Source organism: Sulfobacillus thermosulfidooxidans DSM 9293 (assembly GCF_900176145.1).
GTDB classification, from domain to species: Bacteria; Bacillota; Sulfobacillia; order Sulfobacillales; family Sulfobacillaceae; genus Sulfobacillus; species Sulfobacillus thermosulfidooxidans.
This window is the reverse complement of sequence record NZ_FWWY01000001.1, coordinates 525341-544856: the sequence shown is the minus strand read 5'-3', so window position 1 is coordinate 544856 and position 19516 is coordinate 525341. Positions and strand designations below refer to the sequence as shown.

General features: G+C 49.0%; 18 protein-coding genes. 9 read left to right on the top strand and 9 right to left on the bottom strand.

Annotated features, from left to right (window positions below):
* The first annotated feature begins 28 nt into the window (after positions 1–28).
* Genes B8987_RS02865 through B8987_RS02840 form a run of 6 tightly spaced genes read left to right on the top strand, consistent with a single transcriptional unit; the run spans position 29 to position 7158 of the window.
* On the top strand, positions 29–979 hold the full coding sequence (locus B8987_RS02865; RefSeq protein ID WP_020376445.1) for a respiratory chain complex I subunit 1 family protein: 951 nt from the start codon (positions 29–31) through the stop codon (positions 977–979).
* 21 nt (positions 980–1000) lie between these two features.
* Entirely contained in the window at positions 1001–1639 is a 639-nt protein-coding gene (locus B8987_RS02860; RefSeq protein ID WP_020376444.1) for a hypothetical protein, read from the top strand.
* The gene (locus B8987_RS02855; protein ID WP_020376443.1) at positions 1636–3093 is read left to right on the top strand and encodes a proton-conducting transporter transmembrane domain-containing protein; all 1458 of its coding nucleotides are present in this window, start codon (positions 1636–1638) and stop codon (positions 3091–3093) included. Before B8987_RS02860 ends, B8987_RS02855 begins: the two co-directional genes overlap by 4 nt.
* 31 nt (positions 3094–3124) lie before the next feature.
* The gene (locus B8987_RS02850) at positions 3125–4504 is read left to right on the top strand and encodes a hydrogenase large subunit (protein ID WP_084660850.1); all 1380 of its coding nucleotides are present in this window, start codon (positions 3125–3127) and stop codon (positions 4502–4504) included.
* A 13-nt stretch (positions 4505–4517) separates the two neighbouring features.
* Entirely contained in the window at positions 4518–5090 is a 573-nt protein-coding gene (locus tag B8987_RS02845) for an NADH-quinone oxidoreductase subunit B family protein (protein ID WP_020376441.1), read from the top strand.
* The gene (locus tag B8987_RS02840) at positions 5068–7158 is read left to right on the top strand and encodes a proton-conducting transporter transmembrane domain-containing protein (RefSeq protein WP_020376440.1); all 2091 of its coding nucleotides are present in this window, start codon (positions 5068–5070) and stop codon (positions 7156–7158) included. The genes B8987_RS02845 and B8987_RS02840 overlap by 23 nt, the downstream gene beginning before the upstream one ends.
* Positions 7159–7206: 48 nt before the next feature.
* On the opposite strand, the gene B8987_RS02835 is transcribed toward B8987_RS02840, so the two are convergent.
* The 9 genes from B8987_RS02835 to B8987_RS02790 form a co-directional block, all read right to left on the bottom strand.
* The gene (locus tag B8987_RS02835) at positions 7207–8130 is read right to left on the bottom strand and encodes a LysR family transcriptional regulator (RefSeq protein WP_051351168.1); all 924 of its coding nucleotides are present in this window, start codon (positions 8128–8130) and stop codon (positions 7207–7209) included.
* A 27-nt stretch (positions 8131–8157) separates the two neighbouring features.
* Positions 8158–9048 carry a glycosyltransferase family 2 protein gene (locus B8987_RS02830; RefSeq protein WP_157782429.1) on the bottom strand — a complete coding sequence of 297 codons (891 nt, stop codon included), beginning with the start codon at positions 9046–9048 and terminating at the stop codon, positions 8158–8160.
* Between the two features lie 110 nt (positions 9049–9158).
* Entirely contained in the window at positions 9159–10259 is a 1101-nt protein-coding gene (locus B8987_RS02825) for a TDT family transporter (protein WP_020376437.1), read from the bottom strand.
* Between the two features lie 593 nt (positions 10260–10852).
* Positions 10853–11815, bottom strand: coding sequence for a threonine ammonia-lyase (locus tag B8987_RS02815; RefSeq protein WP_020376435.1), 963 nt, complete (start codon positions 11813–11815; stop codon positions 10853–10855).
* The gene (locus B8987_RS02810) at positions 11812–12240 is read right to left on the bottom strand and encodes a hypothetical protein (protein WP_020376434.1); all 429 of its coding nucleotides are present in this window, start codon (positions 12238–12240) and stop codon (positions 11812–11814) included. The genes B8987_RS02815 and B8987_RS02810 overlap by 4 nt, the downstream gene beginning before the upstream one ends.
* A gap of 20 nt (positions 12241–12260) precedes the next feature.
* Positions 12261–13169: a serine O-acetyltransferase EpsC gene (epsC, locus tag B8987_RS02805; protein WP_020376433.1), complete on the bottom strand. Its 909-nt coding sequence runs from the start codon at positions 13167–13169 to the stop codon at positions 12261–12263.
* Positions 13156–14568 (bottom strand): dipeptidase, encoded by a 1413-nt coding sequence (locus B8987_RS02800; RefSeq protein ID WP_020376432.1) that lies wholly within the window; start codon positions 14566–14568, stop codon positions 13156–13158. The genes epsC and B8987_RS02800 overlap by 14 nt, the downstream gene beginning before the upstream one ends.
* A gap of 130 nt (positions 14569–14698) precedes the next feature.
* Positions 14699–15829, bottom strand: a complete 1131-nt coding sequence (locus B8987_RS02795) for an NRAMP family divalent metal transporter (RefSeq protein WP_242940612.1) — start codon at positions 15827–15829, stop codon at positions 14699–14701.
* Between the two features lie 314 nt (positions 15830–16143).
* The gene (locus B8987_RS02790; protein WP_020376430.1) at positions 16144–17376 is read right to left on the bottom strand and encodes an NRAMP family divalent metal transporter; all 1233 of its coding nucleotides are present in this window, start codon (positions 17374–17376) and stop codon (positions 16144–16146) included.
* Between the two features lie 134 nt (positions 17377–17510).
* Here B8987_RS02790 and B8987_RS02785 point away from each other — a divergent pair, with 134 nt between their 5' ends.
* The 3 genes from B8987_RS02785 to B8987_RS02775 all read left to right on the top strand — a co-directional run bounded on the left by B8987_RS02785 (position 17511) and on the right by B8987_RS02775 (position 19438).
* A complete protein-coding gene (locus B8987_RS02785; RefSeq protein ID WP_020376429.1) occupies positions 17511–17744 on the top strand; it encodes a hypothetical protein in 234 nt (77 codons plus the stop codon).
* A gap of 62 nt (positions 17745–17806) precedes the next feature.
* Positions 17807–19039, top strand: coding sequence for an HD domain-containing protein (locus B8987_RS02780; RefSeq protein ID WP_020376428.1), 1233 nt, complete (start codon positions 17807–17809; stop codon positions 19037–19039).
* A gap of 45 nt (positions 19040–19084) precedes the next feature.
* Complete coding sequence (locus B8987_RS02775) at positions 19085–19438, top strand: tRNA-binding protein (RefSeq protein WP_020376427.1); 354 nt, start codon at positions 19085–19087, stop codon at positions 19436–19438.
* The last annotated feature ends 78 nt before the right edge of the window (positions 19439–19516 follow it).

The following is a 19516-nucleotide window of genomic DNA, read 5'->3' as shown; positions in this document are numbered from 1 at the left end:
GCTGTCCCCATCTAGGGAGGATGATAGCTTGGTCAATGAATATGTGGCCCAACTCATACAAGTTCTTTTTGTTTTGGGTTTTTCGCCTCTTCTTAAAGGGATTATGGATCGTTACAAAGCGCGGTTGGCTGGACGTTATGGGCCGCCCATTTGGCAGCCTTACCGTGATTTGCGGAAATGGATGCATAAAGAGACCATCCGGACCACCCAAACATCATGGGTCTCAGAATGGGCACCAGTCTTCTACTTTATTGCTCCTCTCATTGTGGCCATGTTGATCCCAGTGCTCACAACATTTCCCTTACCGTTTGCTTGGATGGGAGATATGTTAGCCGGAGGCATGATTTTGGGCGGTGGCGGTATTGCCTTACTCTTTGCCGCACTCGATAGCGGAAGCGTCTATCCCGTTTTGGGTGTGAGCCGGATCCGGTTGATTGCGACATTTACCGAACCCTTAGCCCTCCTCCTCGTATTTATTGCGGCCCAAGCGGCCGGCGCCACAATACCATTTGTGGTCAATCAAACGTTAGGATCGCCACCGTGGGAATTTAGTCCTGCCCATATTCTCATTATCGTGGGATGGTTCCTCTTTTTAATTGCGGAAAGTGGTCATATTCCGGTCGATAATCCATCGACGGCACAAGAGCTTTCCATGATCGATCCCGGACGGACATTTGAATCGAGCGGGTTGGATTTGATGCTCTATGAATGGGGCGGCTGGATGAAATTCACGGTGTTGACCATCATTTTGATGAATGTGTTGGTCTCCCCATTTGGTCTGGCTCGCTCACTGGCCGTATCGTCATTAGCTTTAGCGGTGTTCTGGGTCATGGTGAAACTTATTTTCGCTGCGGGCGTGTTAATCACCATTGAGGTCAGCTTCGCCAAATTGCGGTTAATTCGCAATGTGGACTTTATTACCGCAGCGATTGTCCTCGCGATTATTGGTGCTGTGACAGCCGCATGGTCTTTAGTGTAAAGGAAAGGAGGTAAGGCAAAGATGACCTTAAGCATGTGGCTGCGGTTAACGGCTTCGCTTATGTGGGCTTTTACGGTTATCGTCATGCTTGTCAAAAATAACCGATCGGCGAGGATTTTATATCGTTTGGACGCCCTAGCGCAGGCCTCTCTCTTGGCGTTGTTAGCTGAGAGCTTGCATCAAAATGGGTTATGGTTTTCTGCGGTATTGGTTGTCCTCGTCAAAGTGATCGTCGTGCCTTATGTGATGCATACGGGTTCTTATGCGGTCGAGCGCGATTACAGTGCCCAGAGTCGGTTTGGCATGGCATTTGTCTTAATCATAAGTTTGGCCGTCACGATTTTAGGCTTCTTGCTAGGAGACCAATTCCATGGCGATCATCCCATCACTCAAGGCATTTTGTGGGCCGCATGGTTAGTGGCTTTTGTTCAGATGACGCTTCGCTATGAAATTTGGAGTGAAGCCTGGGGACTGTTAAATTTTGAGGTCATTACCAGTACGCTGGCTATTGTGTTAGTGAGTGCATTTCCCCTGATCCCTGATATCTTGGCTGATGGGGTAGCGATTGGTATGGCATTACTTTTGAGCGTTTATATGGCCTTGATGCGGGCCCAATATGATTCCGTCGACGTCAGAAAAGCGGGGGAATTAAAAGGATGAACGTGTGGATAAACATCTGGCCGCTAGCCATTTTGTTGGGAGCTATCCTCATCGGTTGGGTTCTTCCTGTCAAATATCTACGGACATTTAATGGGCTCGTCATTGTGCTGATGATGGCCTCGTTGTTTATGCCCCTATGGCACCTCTTTCGACCAGTGGACGCTTTAGCTTATTGGTTTGATATTACGGCAACCGTGTTTGGAGCCTTTGCCATTTGGTTTTCCGGTCCCTATATCGCGGTCGAGAGCGGTTTACATGATTGGGATGAGCGCCGTGTCAAAGGATATTACTTAGGTCTTTACACCTTTGTGGGATCATTAATGGCAATGGCGTTATTGGCCAACTACTTGCTGCTTTGGGTAGCGCTAGAGGTGGCCACATTGTCCTCTATCTATTTAGTGCAAACCTCAGGTACACGTACATCGCTTGAAGCGGCCTGGCGGTATCTGGTGGTGACAGAGAGCGGGGGACTAGCTGGTCTGCTCGGAACCATTTTGATTCTCGTGGGAAGCGCGAGAAACTTGGGCACTTGGGGGTTGATGCCTGCTTCAACATCTTTGCCCATCAACTCGACCATGGTCTTGGCCGGCATTATTTTAGCTGCCGTCGGCTATGGGGCCAAAGCAGGATTAGCGCCCTTTCACACATGGTTGCCGGATGCGCACAGTGAAGCCCCGGCTCCTGTATCGGCCCTATTATCCGGAGTTAAGTTAGCTGGGGCTGTCTTAATTCTTGATCGATTGTTTTCGCTTTCATCCGGTGCTGTTCCAGCGGCTTGGCCCCATGATTTGCTATGGATTTTGGGCTTGTTATCATTGATTATCGCGGCTAGTTTTGTTGCCTTTCAAAAAGATCTGAAGCGCCTTTGGGCTTATTCGAGTATCGAGCATATCGGTCTTATTGCCCTAGGCTTGGGGTTTGGGGGATTAGGAGTCTTAGGAGCATTACTGCATGTTTGGACCCATGCCATTAATAAAACGTTGTTGTTTTATAACGCGGGGACTGTCCGGCTCTATTATCATGGCGTGTCGAGCCTACCTGACACGTCCGGATTATTAGAAAGCTCACCGTATACGGGCGGATTATTGGCCTTAGGGGCAACCGGGATTGTGGGCTTGCCGCCCTTCGCTCCTTTTTGGAGTGAATGGCTCATTTTAATGGGGGGAATTGCCCAGGGCCACGTGGTCGTCACCATTGTCGCGATCATTCTCTTGTTAGCCATTTTTGGGGGGATTACCTTAAAAATGCCGCGGTGGCTATTTACCCCAGGTGAATCGCGCAAAAACCGTGTCCATGAATCATGGCGGTTGATTCTTCCCTCCATGACACTCGGGGTTTTGGTCGTGATTGGTGGCATTGCCTTGCCGGGACTGTTACCACACATGTTTCATCATGCGGCCGCCATCTTACGCTATACTTCGCCATCTCGTGTCGTGATGCCAAAGAATTCATGAACAGATCGTGGTGAGAAGGGAGTGAGCTTTAGTGGAACAAATTTGGGGCGAACAAGAAGCGGTAAGATGGCTTGATCAGATTCTTCAGCGCCGACGCGACGGTACCTTATTAGTGTTATTAACTCCAGGTCCGGACGGTATCTTGTGGGGAATTGGGCGTCACCCGGGATCTAAAGAATACGAATGGTGGGGTCTCTCTCATCCGAGGGAGGTTCCTAGGCCTTCTACCGCAGGAATTGGTGAATGGATCCATCTCCAAGAAGACATTTCGCGCGATACCCCGTCGTCGATAACCTGGGTTCCTCCTTCGCATCCCGAGCGGGTTGTCCGTGGTAAAGGGATTTTTACCTATCCCTTGGGACCTGTCCATGGGGACGTGAGTGAAAGCTTGCGTTATGACCTCGCTGTGATGGGCGATGAAATTGTGCACTTGACACTGAAGCACGGCTATAAGCGCCGTCATATTACGACATTGTGTCGCGGGAAAACGGTGCCGCAAGCCTTAGAACTCATTGAACGCATGACAGCCACCTCATCATTTGCCCATCAATGGGCGTTCATGATGGCTGTCGAAAATGCCCAGGGAAAAATTGTCGACGAGGGCACCAAGATTTACCGTTCTGTGGCATTGGAAATGGAGCGGTTGGCGTCTCATCTTGGGGATTTAGCCCTGTTGGCGTCGTCGACAGGATTGCCGGTGGCCCAGATGGATTATCTTCATCTGAAAGAACAAATTCTTCGATGGAACTATAAGCTCTTTGGTGACCGCTATTTGCGTGGGGCCTTAGTCAAAAATGCCTTGAACCAGGTAGCTGATGAGGCGTCAGCATCCATTATTGCCGTGGGCGAACAAGCGCAAGCTATTACCGACAGTTTATTTCATACCCCCTCATTCCTTGACCGCTTAGTGGGGGCAGGAACGATTTCTGAACAGACCGTGCAGTTTATTGCGCCCGTGGGTCCGGTAGGACGGGCCTCGGGTCTTAAAGTAGATGTGCGCTCGCTTTGGGATTATGGGGTCTATGATGAAATTTCTTTTGCTATCCCATCTTCAGACAAAAGGGATGCGTACGCTCGTTTTCTGGTCAAATCGCGAGAAATAACGGCGAGTGTCAATATTATCCGCCGGTTATTGCCAGTAGCTCCAAGACATTCTCACGTTTCCACGGTATTTGAGGAAGGCCCAAGCCAAGGACCTGGGATTGGGATGGTCGAAGCGCCCCGCGGCATGTTGGCTTATGCACTCTGGCTAGATGGCTCTGGCGAAATCATTCGGCATGTTGCCGTGGCGACCCCCTCGGCACGAAATTGGTATGTGGTGCCACCGGCTATGGCGAATGGGAATATTTTACAAGATTTTCCGATTATTGATGCCAGCTTTTTGTTAAGTGTTGCCGGATGGGATCAATAGGGGAGGTGATGACATGTTTTACTGGCGCTGGTTATCCGATTTGCTGCATGGTCCCAAAACCACCACATTTCCGGCACAATCTGATCCCCACATCGTGTCGCGTGGAGAAATTCATATCCAGGGTACACTGAATGACGAAACAGCTCCAATACGTCGTGCCATGGCGATTCGTCATGTCGATGGAGGATCATGTAACGGCTGTGAGTCGGAACTGCAGCTTCTTACCAGTCCGGACTATGATTTTTCTCGGTTTGGTTTTTCCTTCACGCCGTCTCCGCGTCATGCGGACATTTTGGTTGTGACCGGTGTGATTACACGCCCGATGGTTGAGATTCTGCAACACGTATTTGAAGGGATGCCATCTCCTAAACGGGTCGTGGCCTTAGGGCAGTGTGCCATTAACGGACATGTGTTTGCCCATGCGCCAGATGTGCTGGGTTCTTTGAAAAATGTCCTGCCGCTCACCGTCGAAATTACCGGATGTCCGCCCACGCCTGCAGATATTCTCCAAGGACTATTACAGGCTGTGGAAACCTATCCGATTCAACAAGGAGAGAATCAGAATGAACGCAGCGCTTTGGGGTGAACTGTGGATTGTGTTAGGACTTGTCGGCCCCCTATCCGCCGGGCTTATCAGCGTGATCGGCCAAAGTGCGACGCGAGCGCTATTACGAGCGGAAGTCTTGTTGGCGAGTTTGGGGCTTGTGGTGATGGGATGGATGATAAGTCAAAATGCCTTAATCCCAGGCATCGCCAGTTTGCCTACACCCTTTCCGCCCCTTCACTTTGCACCCTTACCTATGGCGGATCTATGGAGCATCTTAAGCGGGGTGTTGTTAGGCGCAACTTGGCTCCTTATTCGGAAGACACTTACAGAAACCCGGATCTTGTGGGCCCTGGTGCCAATGGCCTCCAGTATGGGGTTCTTCTTGCTGGCTGGCGGGGGGCTTAGCTTGCTGCTCGGATTAGAAGCTATTTCTTTAAGCTCCTATTTAGGGCTGGTGACGACACGTCGGTCCCGAAAACTCTGGAACGCGGGGTGGGTTTTACTCATTTTGTCGGAAATGGGAGGTTTGCTACTGCTTTTCGCCATGGGACTGATCATGGTACATCATGGGGCCGCCCTATCGTTTGTCGCTGACAATTTTCGGGTGTTAGCTCATGAAGCGTCCCACATGCCAAGTGCCGTCAAACTGGTCATCATGGTTCTTGTCTTGCTGGCATTTGGAGTTAAAGCTGGGTTATTCCCCGTAATGATTTGGATGCCTCTAGCAGAACCTGAAGCTCCAGGACCGGTGGCCGGGCTTTTCTCGGGGGTGTTTACGGCCCTGGCGGTCTTAGGGATTTTAGCCGTGGAAAATGTGGTCCATCCAGGCATAGGCTGGGGCATTATTTTGCTCATTTTAGGGACGACCGGAGCGTTTGTGGCCGCGTTATATAGTATTGTCTCCCGACATGTTAAACAAATTTTGGCGTATTCCACCTTAGAAATCTTGGGTCTGGTCTTTTCCGCTTTGGGCATTTGGAACATTGCGCAAGCGGCTAATCCCCAGTCCTTGGTTTCGACATTGGCATGGGATGCGGCCATGATCTTGCTGATTATGCATGCTGGAGCAAAGTTTGTCTTGTTTTCGATTACAGAAGAAACCGAACCCATTGCCCATACGATTGATGGATTGGGCGGAATAGCCCATGACCGGCCCAAGTTGAGTTTGGCCGCGGCGGTGGCGGTAGGCACCTTGGCGGCAGTACCTCCTCTGGGAGGATTTGTGGGGGAATGGCTCCTGTTGGAATCCATTTTAAAACCGCTCGGGACCACTTTGGCTCTGCGTAATATTCACTTGCTGTTCTTGCTGGCGGGTATCTTTTTAGCCTTAGCCAGTGCGGTCGGGGTAGGAACGTATATCCGCTGGTTTGGGTTTGTGTTTCTTGGACCTAAACGTCGCGCTCCACGTCTAGTTGAACGACCCGCGCAAAAACTTCGACCGACACAGGTTGTAGGTTATGTCATTGCGCTTTTACCTGTCTTGATTGCAGGGCCCGGGGTTCCTTGGCTGATTCCGTGGTTAAATCTTCAAGGCTCGCAGATTTTTGGCAACAATGGCCAATCTGTGATTGCCCCGCTCCTTATTGATCCCAAGGCTGTACCGCTTTTGGTTCATATCGGAGGAGATTTGGTGAAGGCCCCGGGAGCCCCCGGAACGATATTCTTTCCACAAGGATTTTCGGTGGGCGATCCCTATGTGCTCTTGTTAATGGGCATTGTGTTGGCGGGAATTGTGGCCCTCATTCGTCATTTTATGCGTAAAGGGAAGGCTGTCCGTTTGGTTGAGCCGTGGACAGGGGGGGCTCAGGATTACAATGCCCAAAAGAGTTTTACGGCAGAAGGATTTGTCCATCCCTTGCGATTGGCGTTTCAAGGATTCTTTGGTCTTAAGCGGCAACGCTATGACAAAGGAGGCGTCCGGTTCTATCGTCACACCATTATTTACCGATTAGAAGAACAGGGCTATTTGCCCTTGTTGAAATTGGTTCGGTATATTGCAGGACAAGTGCGAAAGACCCAATCAGGATCGACCCCGGCATATTTGAGCTGGCTGGTGTATGGTGCTATAGTCGCCGTGTTATTGGCCCTTTGGCATCCTGTGCCTTAACGGCGACAACAGATGGGGCCGATCCCGGGCCATTTCGCTTGCTAGAGGTTATTCGTTGATGGGGTCCAGATCCTGCCGGGGGCTTAAATTAAATTCCCGAGCTGCGCGCACTAATTGATCAATGAGGTGTTCCATGGCACTGCGTCCTTCATTCGTGGGCCGGCGAATCAAATGAATGCGCCGCGTCAATTGCAAGTCCTCAATCGGCAAAAAGGTGATATCGGGCATGTTGCGCGCAATCATCCACGACATGACCGAACACCCAATGTTATTGCGTACGAGATCTAAGATGGCCCGAATCGACGATAATTCGGCGGTGACGCGAAGATTGGAAACACCTAGTCCATGGTGAGCCAAGGCTTGGTCCAAAATACTACGGGTTCCAGAACCCTCTTCACGCAGAATGAGGTCGACGGACTCCAGATCCTTAACCGTTACCGCGGTGCGCGTGGCTAAAGGATGGTGACTTGCCACAATCAACCCGAGTTGATCTTGCCATAAATTGGTCACTTTTAGATTTCGGTGTCCCACACGCCCTTCAGCAATGCCAAAATCTACGCGTCCGGTTTCCACCTGACTAATCACTTCGGTACTGTTCGCCATGGTCAAATGAATATGGACTGCGGGATGAGTGCGCCGAAATTGTCCTAACGGTTCGGGTAAGAAGAACTCGGTGACAGTATGGGATGCGGCAACATGGACCCATTGCTCGCCTTCTGCAGTCTGTCTAACTTCTCGGTAGGCCGTTTGCCATAGGGCTTCGATTTGATTGGCATAAGCGAATAAGGTTTCGCCAGCCGGGGTGAGACGCATCCCGCGGTTACCCCGCACGAATAAAGGGGTGCTAAATTCCAGTTCGAGTTGGGCGATTTGGTGGGAGGCTGCAGAGACAGATAAATTCAATAACCGGGCAGCACCCGTAATATGTCCTTCCCGTGCTGTCGCCAAAAATACTAATAACCGATTGTCCAAAGGTCTCTGCCTCCTTTATTTTTGTCGTTAAACCCAGTGCTTTAACTTTCGCTCAATCCGGTACCATGCTGCTGACAATGCGGCCGTCGGATCTTTTATTGTGGTGAGAGTGAGGCGACGAATAAATTGTCCCCAATCTTTTTGATAGGCGTGATGTAAGGCGCGTTCGATTTCAACCCCAGCCCAATACCGTCTTTGATCCCATTTGGAAAATCCTAATTGGGGAAACCAGTCCTCAACAACACTGGCTTCGCTTTGTCGCATTTTTGAAATATTTTGATGGGCTCCCCCTTCGTGTTCCAAATAGGCGATTAATGTCTTGGGGACGAAAATTCCGGGAAATCCCTGACTACTTAACGACAACCACAACAGCCAATCATCAGCACCTGGCGTTTTCAGCTCCCCTGTCCAGTGAATCTGCCTAAAAGCCTGAAGTCGCATAAGGACTTGTGATGGGGTGACGATATGGTTAAACATTTTTAAGTCCTGCAACCTGAGAGACGGAAATTTGGTTTGGTACAATTGATATTTTCTTCCAGACGAAAAGACGATATCGGCATTCGCTACGGCAAAACCCCGATCAAGATGGCGGGACAGCGCATCAATCATGACGGTTAAAAACGTTGGATACCAATAATCATCCTGGTCTAAAAAAGCGAGAAAACCGTCATCAAATACAGAAAGGTTGGCTCCAAAACGCCTCGCGTGAGCCACCCCTTGATTTTTGGGAATATAATGATATTCGGCATGGTAACGATATGCAATGTCTTCCGCCATATAATGTTCCGGAGTTCCGTCTTCTACCACGATGACCTGAATAGGATATGGGACCTTTTCTTGCTGGCGCACACTTTCTAAACATCGACTGAGAAAATCCCTTCCGTACCAGACGGGAATCACTATCGTTACCCCTGTCATGCATTCACCTGCCTGAATTTGTGTCGACATATCTTTGACTTGTACTGTCTGATCGTAAAAGATTGTCGACAAACCTTCAAGCCGAAGGCTCGAGAGTTGTGCTCGAGCCTTTAACTTACGGCCGTCTTTGTGGGCATCGGCGTAGGCTTGGGGGCGCCAGTCAGAGTCAAACGACCCGTGAGGACTCCGCCCGTCGTCTTGACCGCGACCAGGGTCCAAAAAACGGCAAGCAAGACATAAAACAGGTGAGCAAAGAAAGCGATGAGCCCAACATGCATCTGGTCATAGAGCATATCCGTTCCACCAGTAAAAACGCCCAAGGGGAAGGTTAATCCCCACCACCCTAAATTGAAGGGCAATCCTTTGTGTGCATAGTAAATGGTGATGAGAATGCTTAAGGTCAACCACCATAAACCAAAGCCCCACAGAGCAAACGAACCAAGGACGGCGGCACCATCCATAGCGTGCCCTAAAGAGCCAAATAAAATGGGTAAGGATTTTCCTAATCCGATGAGCCCCATAATGCCGGTGCCTAACGTGCCCAAAGAAATCCACGTGGAAATCGCCATTTCCTTAGGGGGCAATTTGTGAACCGCTAAGCGCAAGAATAAAAATCCGAGCATCAAAAATGCTAAGGGAACGCTTAAGGCCCACAACCCTAAACTAATGACCATCAAGGTTTTTTGGGCCGCCACATTGGTGAGATAGGGAAGGAGTAATCCTCCACTGGCTGCGGCCACTTCAGCGGGCACAACGGGCATCAACCATATTCCCGTCAGTTTATCTAAGCGGTGATCGTGAGAAATGAACATCATAAAGGGAACAACAATGCCTGATCCCAGCGCCATTAACACATTGATCACGAGCAAGACCATGGCGATGGTCAGGGCTTCATGTCCAATTAAGCGTTGACCCATATCAATGAATCCGTTAATGACCGTGGTCAAAGCCATCGGGACAGCTCCTAAAAACATCGATTGAATAGGGTCATGCAAAATAGCAATAGATCCCTTCCAATTAAAGATCCAACGCAACAACATGAGTAGTAAAAGGACTCCCACAATCACGGTGTTTAATATCCACAGCCCTGTACCCAAATCCTTGAGCCATAGGGGACCGCCGGGATAAAGGTATGCGCCCAAAGCGGTAATACCTGTCCCCATGCCTACGGTAAACCAGTTTGGCGTGAAATTTTTCACAAAGGCTAACATCTACGATCCCCTCCTTTTGTTTAGGTATATGTTCTTATGTGAAAATCGTAACATGAAGACAACCCATATGGCTTATGGCTTTCTGTCAACTGTTTTCGGAATGTTGAAAACCAGTGTTAAATAAACAAATCCGGCGTCCACCATAATAAGTGGCAAATACAATCCGCTTCACAGCGGCCACAACTGCTGCAAGTATGTTCTGTGCACAACGGTTGTTGGCAATCGCGACATTCATAGTGGGCGATTTCGCCACAGGCACAAACATGTTGCTGCTCATCCATTGTTCCAGGTCTCCTTTTTGGACGTTCGGCTCCGCCCTTGATTTCCTCTAGGTACCGTGACTTAGGTTACCCAAAACCTGGGAGATCTATGTATTGCCGCACAGGGAACAAAAGGGTTTCACTTGTGATAGAGGTAAACACAGAAGACGACCTTCGAAAACGTAAAAAGGCCGTCCAATATCGGTTATGGCGGGTACACGCATAAGCGCCTGCGACAGAACATGGGAGGCAAGTCTGAGGAAGAGCGGCAAGGACATCCCAGGCGTGAATTCGCGTGGCATGTCCTTGGCAGGTTCTATTGATGACTGATTTTTAATGCGGGTGTGTTAAGAGCTCACAAAGATTTATTGGATCAATGTTTCCGCCACTAATGACCACAACCGTTTTGCGGTGATGAAGCCTATCGGGCTTACGTAAGGCATACGCGAGTGTTGCGGCTCCCGAGGGTTCTGCTAACATTTTTTGACGCGTTAACAATAAGGACATGGCCCGGCGGATTTCATCATCATCGACCAGCACAATATCATCGACCAGATGTTCAATAATCGGGTAGGTTAGTTCTCCTAGTGAGATGGTCTTTAATCCATCAGCAATGGTCTCGGTGGACGACAAAATCCGCCGTTGATGATGCTTGCGCGATTCATAGGCTTTGGGAGCGCCTAACGGCTCGACACCAATAATCCGAATATCGGGCCTTTGGCTTTTCACAGCGGTAGCGATTCCTGAGATTAGACCACCGCCCCCAATGGGAACGACGATGATTTCGACTTCCGGCATCTGTTGCAGAATTTCCAAGCCAATTGTACCCTGCCCTGCCATCACCTCAGGGTCATCAAAAGGGGCCACAAAGCTGAGAGAGGTTTCTTGGGCAATGGCTTTAGCCCGTTCAATGCGCTCATGGCTCGTCGTGCCACAAAATTCAATATCTGCGCCATACGCTTTAATGGCCTCAACTTTGGCAGCGGAGGCGGTGGTGGGAACGACAATGCGAGCAGTTAAGCCAAAATAGCGGGCTGCCCAAGCGACTGCCGCGCCATGATTGCCAGATGATCCACTCACGGCCCCTTTGCCGCCCGCCTCGTGAATTAATGCCAGTTTATTAAATGCTCCGCGAATCTTGAACGACCCGGTGCGTTGAAGATTTTCAGCTTTGAGTGCTAAATCACACTGGCTAAGTTCAGATAAACTGTGATTTTTTATGAGCGGCGTCTCGTACACAACGGGTCGAATACGCTCATAGGCTGCATCGATGGCAGACATTTTGAGCGCGATCACGGAACAATCACCCACCAAACCGGATTATCGCGCCTGGGTTGCTGTAATGGCAGCTGATTGAGGTGAACTTTTTGCCGCCGAACTTTTTTGGCTAGTCCGATAGAAAAGGCCCGCGTATCATATTCCGCCTTGGGGATTTGATAATGACGCATGGTTTCCGCAATAAAGGTTTGCAAGTCGCGCTGGGCTTCTGGCCACTTTTCAGCGGGAAGATCGGACCAATAATATCCATTCCACATACTTAAACGTACCGTGATTTTGTTGAGCCATTGGACCGTTTGCGACCGTTCGCCTAGTCTGGTTTGTTCGAGAAACGTGGTCAATGGCGCTTCATTGCTGTCTTTGGGATGCCAAAATATAAGGTCTACAAAAATGCTCCCTGTGCCCGTCGAAAGAGCAGGTTTATTATCATGAATGGTTTGCATCACACTGGTCCTTCCTATTTTCAATTTTTATGGGTGACCGCTTTGACATCAACTTGGGGTTGGTTGATTACGCGAGAATTTTCTGGAACACTATGTGTCAGCCACACATTGCCTCCAATGACGCTCCCCGCGCCAATCACCGTATTCCCTCCTAGGATGGTCGCACCGGAATAGATGACCACCCGATCCCCAATCGTGGGATGCCGTTTTTGCCCGCGAATGATTTGTCCTTGTACATCCCGAGGAAAATTTAATGCGCCCAGAGTCACTCCCTGATATAAGGTGACTTGATCGCCGACTTCCGTGGTTTCGCCAATCACGACCCCGGTTCCATGGTCAATGAAGAAACTCGAACCAATTTGCGCTCCGGGATGAATGTCGATCCCGGTTTGGCTATGAGCAATCTCCGTCATGAGCCGGGGCAGTAATGGCACGTCTAGTCGGAAGAGCTCATGCGCTAACCTGTATACCATAATGGCATAAAACCCGGGATAAGTGGATATGACTTCGGATCGATTGCGTGCTGCCGGATCTCCTTGGTAAGCGGCATCAGCGTCCATATACAAAAGAGCCTGAATGTCTGGAAGTCGTTTGCCAAATTCAATGGCGGTGTGAAAGGCTCGACATAATCCCTGGCAGGGATCTCCCGTGCAGTCATGAGGATCAACCCGGTGAATTTGATGAGCTAAATCCCAAATAATTCGTCCCAATAATTCGATACGGGCGGCGGTTCCCTGGGCTTCAACGGCTTCTTCCCAAGGATGCTCAAAAGGAAATAACAGGCTTTCGAGTCGCCAAATGAGTTGTTCTGTGGCACGACGTGTGGTGGGAGTCTTGGGCCCAGCATTCGTCAATGTCGCTTCATCATAGCGCTCTAGACTGCGAACAATTTGGGACAGTCCCTCAATGCTAAATTCAGGGATTGACATGAGTTCCTCCTTGGTGGTGATGCGTTTGGCCTAGTATTTGCCATAAGGTGGCGATTGTTTCCGCACCCTTATCAAAGTTTTCGAGATGAAAATGTTCATTGGGCGCATGAAAATTTTCATCAGGCAATGCAAAACCCAATAACACCGTAGGGATGTTAAGGACTTGGTCAAAGGTTACCACAACCGGAATTGAGCCTCCCATGCGAATAAAGGCCGCATCTTGATGATAGACCGCACGAATAGCTTGGACCGCTGCTTGCGTGGCAAAGTGATCTAACGGAGTGACCGTGCCCGGATCCCCCTCACCGCGATCAATACGCAATTTGACGGTGGGAGGACACTGGTCCGTGATAAACTGGTTGACCTGATTCAAAATCTTTTGAGGATCTTGGTGGGGGACTAATCGGCATGATATTTTCGCGTGGGCACTTTGGGGAATGATTGTTTTGCGCCCTTCGCCAATAAAGCCCGCCCACATTCCATTGACTTCGAGCGTCGGTCTCGTCCAAATTCGCTCTAATGTGGTGTAGCCTGCTTCACCATATAATGCGGGAGATCCCGTTGATTGGCGAAACTCTTCCTCATCAAAAGGCAAGGCAGCAAAATTTTTTCGTTCTTCCTCGCTAAGACCGTCTACATCATCATAAAAGCCTGGGACCGTGACACGCCCTTCATCGTCGTGCAAGCTGGCGATAATTTGGGCCAGAACATGCGCAGGATTGGCGACGGCGCCACCAAAGACACCCGAGTGCAAGTCTTGATAGGGGCCCTCTACATGAATTTCTAAAGCGGCGAGACCGCGCAAGCCATAGCACACAGCGGGAACACCGGCAGCAAACATCGGCGTGTCTGAAATGACGGCCAGATCAGCTCGTAGCTCCTCTTGATGGGTTTGGATGTAGTGCTCCAAGTGCACACTGCCAATTTCTTCTTCGCCTTCGAATAAAAATTTGAGATTTACGGGCAGAGTTCCTGTTTTTAACCAGGCTTCGGCGGCGATGACTTGCATATAGACTTGCCCCTTGTCATCACTGGAACCCCGGGCATATAAAATGTTATCGATGATGGTGGGAGAAAACGGCGGATTCGTCCATTGGTCCAAGGGATCGACAGGCTGGACATCATAATGTCCGTAAACGAGTACCGTGGGTCGATGAGGATCAGTTATGACTTCTCCAAAGACAATAGGGTGACCCGGGGTTTCCTCAATGCGCACATGGGGAACACCTGCCGCTTGAAGACGGTGAGCGAGCCACGTGGCGGCCCTATGAACGTCCTCTTTGTGAGTGGACAAGGCCGAGATACTGGGAATCTGCAAAAACTGAATCAGTTCCTTGCGGTATTGTTCATGGTGGTTTTGTAAATATGCGAGAACTGTATCGATTTCACCTGACGCCATGTAATCCTCTCCTGTACGTGTGGTGTAACGCCTTGATTGTCTTTATTATCATAGCGAAAATTCCTCATCGCGGCGATGGAACTTTCCGTCTACAGTTCTAAAGATGGGGATTAGGTGGTTCGATGTCCTTTTAACTCACAAGACTGAAGACGGCGAGTCCGACAAACAATGATATGACAGAACCTAATAAGAATTGACGGCGACGGGGCATAACCATCTGTCCCATAATCTGAGGATCGCGGGCAATAAGACCCAGCATCGCTAATGTGATCGGCATCCAAAGAGCACCTAATGCTTGCGACCATAAAGCCAATGATGCCGTGGGCAAATGCGGTGATAACACAACAGCTGCGGTGACAGAGAGTGTCGCAATGTGCAAAATCGAAAATCGACCTTGAGTGGGACTTGTATTGGGCTCTAAGAGTTTTTGGGAAAATGCTTCTTGCACCATCCATGCCGATGACACCGAAATGGTGGATGCGGCGAGAAATCCCGCATCAAATAGTCCTACAGCGAAGAGTCCAGCCACCGTTGTGCCCCCATAATGTTGAAGCCACAAGAGGGGATTGCGCCCAGATACAGCTACAGGGGCCGCTAAAGCTCCAATGAGGATCACAACGGTCGCTATGAACACTTGAGCGAGGATTCCCGTTCGAATGTCCTTCTGTCCTGAGGATAAGTTTTTTACATTGCCAGCCCACACGGCGTTTTGCTGCCAAAAAATCATCCATGGGGTGATGGCATTTCCGGCCAAGGACAGTAATAGAAAAGGAATATGATGATTAAACCCACCGGATAATGCTTTATGCCATGTGTGAATACTGGGGTGTAACAGGAAAAGAGCGGGAATAAAGGCGAGATTAGCGACCGCTAACATTAATAAGAGATGTTCCATCTGGCGCACATGTCGAAACAAGGTGACGGCGAGGACAACAAGAAAGGATGCGATGAGTCCTCTATTCCAGGGAACACCCCAAAAATCCAAGGCGGATGTCATGCCGATAAACTCTGTGATTAAAATCATCATGTTTAAAAGATGAAGAATGATGGCATTGAATTTAGCGGTCCCGCTACCAAATTTATGCGCAATGATTTGACTATAGGGAAGATGTGTGGCTAATGCCACCTTTAACGCCAGATCTTGGATGAGAAAAGTAATAGGAGCCATGATAAAAAGTGCCAGCACAAACCATGGTAAATGATTATGCGATCCTGTAACCAGGTAGGATAACATGCCTCCCGCATCGTTGTCGGCTACCATTCCTAAAACGCCTGGCCCAAGAGCTAAAAACCAAAGCAATATGCGGCGAATGAAAAAGTGAGATGTTGCTGATTTCCCCGTCGTCATGGTACAGGAGGGCTGGTAACCCCAAAAGCGGTGGACACTTGATGGGGAAGATCACTGTGCTGATATGCGTGAGTATCCATATTCAGGGAATCAGGGATCAGGTTGAAAGACAATAAGACTCCCTCTTTCTTGATAAGATGCTTTAACTCACACGAATATCATAACGAACCGTGAGCGTCGTGACGAGAACAATGAGGTCATGATTTGTACGCTTTAAGCATGAGGTATTACCCAACAAATGTGCAGAATGCTAAGAGAACAAAGATGAAAATGGTGCCAGTCAAAATGATTTGGCGCTGACGGTGCATGACCATGGTGCCCATGAGACGGCGATCGGAGGCAATGATCCCAAGCATCAGTAAACTAATAGGCATCCACAAGGCACCCAAAGCTTGAGCCCATAAGGCAATCCGAGCGGCCGATAAATGGGGTAACAACACAACCAGAGCCGCAACAGACACCGTCGCAATGTGTAGCGCGGCATAGGGACCTTGTGTCGGACTTTGACTCCGGTCATGCAATTTATCAGCAAAGGCTTCTTGCACCATCCACGCGGAGGAGATGGAAATTGTGGATGCGGCCAAAAATCCTGCATCAAAAAGTCCGATCGCAAATAAAGCAGCGGCGGTGGTGCCCCCATAATGTTGTAGCCATAATAAAGGATTCCTGCCCGTGACGGCGGCATGGGCTGCAAAGGCGCCAATGAGCATCACGACGGTCGCCATGAACACTTGCACGATAATGCCCAAGCGAATATCTTTGCGACCAGAGGTTAAGTTTTGAACATTACCTGCCCAGACCGCGTTTTGTTGCCAAAAGATCATCCAAGGGGCAATGGCATTGCCGGCCAAGGATAACAAAAGAAACGCCGTTTCCCCGGTAAATGAACCCGAAAACGCACTACGCCAACTATGCACACTGGGATGCAGCGTCATCAAGGACGGAATAAATGCGAGATTTGCGACAGCTAAGATTAGTAACAGCCGTTCCATTTGCCGGTATCGTCGAAAAGACGTCACACCAAGGACTAATATTAAAGATACAATGAGACCTAAGGTCCATGGCACACCGAGCAGGGTGAGTGCCGAGGTCATGCCGATAAATTCGGTGACTAAAATCATCATATTCAGGCCATGCAGCACTAGCGCATTGAATTTGGCGATTGTCTGGCCAAATTTACGCGAAATGATTTGACTATAGGGCAGTCGCGTGGCGAGCGCCACACGAAGGGCCAATTCTTGAATGACATAAGTGAGTGGGGCCATGACAAAAAGCGCTGGCAAAAACCACTGCAAATGATCTTGTGAACCGGTAACGAGATATGACAACATTCCTCCGGCATCATTGTCGGCTACCATGCCAATGACACCGGGACCAATAGCCAAAATCCAGAGGAAGAGGCGGCGAAGGATCAGGGCTCGTTTTCGCGCATTGAATGTCGTCATGTATGGTCTTTGCATTCTATCACGCTCCTCAAGCGAATCATGGTCATGATATGTGAAGCGGATTCGAAGGGTGTGAGCCCCTTCTTCCGTTAATGTTTTCCTGAATCCCAGAAAAATTTCGTAGAATAAGCATTAAAGGGGGAAGATGCATGAATGCAGGCTGGCTAGAAGTGATTGTTGGGGTCATCGGCGTGGGACTTGGCGCGGCGGGAAAAATGGCGCGATCATCCGTTGTGATTGCCGTGGGATTGATTTTGATGGGCATTGCCCATATCGTGAGTGCAACCTGGTCACATTTTTTGGGAGATATTGGAGCGTTTCTCATTTTATTAGGGCTCGGAATGTCTATTGCGATGGTGATTCGTCAATGGCGCAAAAAATAGATCCCTATCAAGGGGGATGAATCCATGAACTGCACAATAGCCAGATAAAGGCGGTGAAGGCCATGTTAGATGAGGAAAAAGTCTTTAAAGATCCGGTTCATGGCTATATTTATGTGAATGATCCCTTGATTTGGGATTTGATTAATACCAAAGAAATGCAACGGCTAAGGCGCATTCGGCAATTGGGCACATCCTATGTTACCTATCCCGGGGGTGAACATAGTCGGTTTTCGCATTCCTTAGGGGTCTATGAGGTGATTAGACAAATTATCCAATCCTTTGCCCGCAATGCCTATGAGTGGCCATCTGAGTATAATCAGCTTGTTATGGTGGCGGGACTTTTGCATGACATTGGACATGCCCCGTTTTCTCACGCCTTAGAAAAAGTGATTGGCTTACGGCATGAAATGTGGGGCGAGCGCATTATTCTTGAACCGACAACCGAAGTTCATCAAGTATTAGCACAAATCGACCCAGAGCTGCCTTCTCAGGTGGCTTCTGTCATTAATAAGACACATCCTCAAAAGTTGGTCGTGTCGTTGGTCAGTGGTCAGCTAGATGCGGACCGTTTAGACTATTTGATGCGGGATTCCATTTTTACAGGGGTCGATTATGGCAAGTTTGATTTAGCCCGCATTATTCGTGTGATGCGGCCTTTAGGCGGCAGAATTGTGGTCAAGCGTTCGGGATTACATACGGTTGAAGCCTATTTGCTTGCCCGATATTTTATGTATTGGCAAGTCTATTTCCATCCCGTGTCACGTTCAGCTGAGGTGATTTTGAAAGCCATTTTAAAGCGGGTTAAAGATCTGGTTGCAGGTGGTCAAGAACCGCCCATGCCTCATCCCGCTTTAGCTGAATTGTTTACGCAATCCCTTCGTTTAGACAGCTATTTTGCCTTAGATGATACCGTATTGTTTAATGCTTTCAATGTTTGGCAGGACAGTTCGGATCCCATTTTGAAAGACCTATGCCGACGATTTCTAAACCGTCATCTTTTTACGTACATGGAATATCCTGACCATGATATGGACACCTATCAGAAACTGAGGGTTCAAGTGCAATCACATGGCTATGATCCTGCATATTATTTGGCGGTCGACGAAACGGGTACAGTTTACTATGATTATTATTTAGGAGCCGAAAATAGTGAGGATAAAGACAGTGCCCTGTTTTTATGGGATGATGACGAAAAGATACTGATTGAAATGTCGAGACTCTCTAAGCCGGTTAATGCCATTGCCAGGGAAAAACAAGTGATAAGGCGATTATATTTTCCGCACGATGTCCGTTGACAGTTTTAAGGTGGGGGACGACGTGAATCCGCCTATTCAATAGGGGTGAATATCATCGAAGAGTTAACACCAATTTCTCCAGAACAATTTTTTCAAGTTGGACTCTATGTGGGAACTATTCTTCGCGCTGAACTGAATCCCAAAGCAAAAAAACCTGCATATCATATCACTGTTGATTTTGGTCCTCTCGGAATAAAAGAGTCTTCTGCCCAACTTACCGTGCGGTATCATCCTGGCGATTTGGTAGGAAGACAAGTCATTGCCGTCTTGAATCTCCCTCCTAAAAAGGTGGCGGGGGTCAGGTCCGAAGTGCTCATTTTAGGCGCTATGCTCAGTGACACGGATGTCATCTTATTAAATGTCGATTGTCCGGTTCCTAATGGCACACGCATTGGGTAACAGACGAGAAAGGACGAAAGCCTGATGAAAATCGGTTTAATTGTGCCGCCTGATACCCCCGTTACGGGGGGGAATTTT

Excerpts from the sequence above, each read along its gene's own strand:
- B8987_RS02860 (WP_020376444.1), top strand. The coding sequence starts at position 1,001 with ATGACCTTAAGCATGTGGCTGCGGTTAACGGCTTCGCTTATGTGGGCT.
- B8987_RS02855 (WP_020376443.1), top strand. The coding sequence starts at position 1,636 with ATGAACGTGTGGATAAACATCTGGCCGCTAGCCATTTTGTTGGGAGCT.
- B8987_RS02845 (WP_020376441.1), top strand. The coding sequence starts at position 4,518 with ATGTTTTACTGGCGCTGGTTATCCGATTTGCTGCATGGTCCCAAAACC.
- B8987_RS02840 (WP_020376440.1), top strand. The coding sequence starts at position 5,068 with ATGAACGCAGCGCTTTGGGGTGAACTGTGGATTGTGTTAGGACTTGTC.
- B8987_RS02830 (WP_157782429.1), bottom strand. The coding sequence starts at position 9,048 with ATGACAGGGGTAACGATAGTGATTCCCGTCTGGTACGGAAGGGATTTT.
- B8987_RS02825 (WP_020376437.1), bottom strand. The coding sequence starts at position 10,259 with ATGTTAGCCTTTGTGAAAAATTTCACGCCAAACTGGTTTACCGTAGGC.
- B8987_RS02810 (WP_020376434.1), bottom strand. The coding sequence starts at position 12,240 with ATGCAAACCATTCATGATAATAAACCTGCTCTTTCGACGGGCACAGGG.
- epsC (WP_020376433.1), bottom strand. The coding sequence starts at position 13,169 with ATGTCAATCCCTGAATTTAGCATTGAGGGACTGTCCCAAATTGTTCGC.
- B8987_RS02800 (WP_020376432.1), bottom strand. The coding sequence starts at position 14,568 with ATGGCGTCAGGTGAAATCGATACAGTTCTCGCATATTTACAAAACCAC.
- B8987_RS02795 (WP_242940612.1), bottom strand. The coding sequence starts at position 15,829 with ATGGTAGCCGACAACGATGCGGGAGGCATGTTATCCTACCTGGTTACA.
- B8987_RS02790 (WP_020376430.1), bottom strand. The coding sequence starts at position 17,376 with ATGCAAAGACCATACATGACGACATTCAATGCGCGAAAACGAGCCCTG.
- B8987_RS02785 (WP_020376429.1), top strand. The coding sequence starts at position 17,511 with ATGAATGCAGGCTGGCTAGAAGTGATTGTTGGGGTCATCGGCGTGGGA.
- B8987_RS02780 (WP_020376428.1), top strand. The coding sequence starts at position 17,807 with ATGTTAGATGAGGAAAAAGTCTTTAAAGATCCGGTTCATGGCTATATT.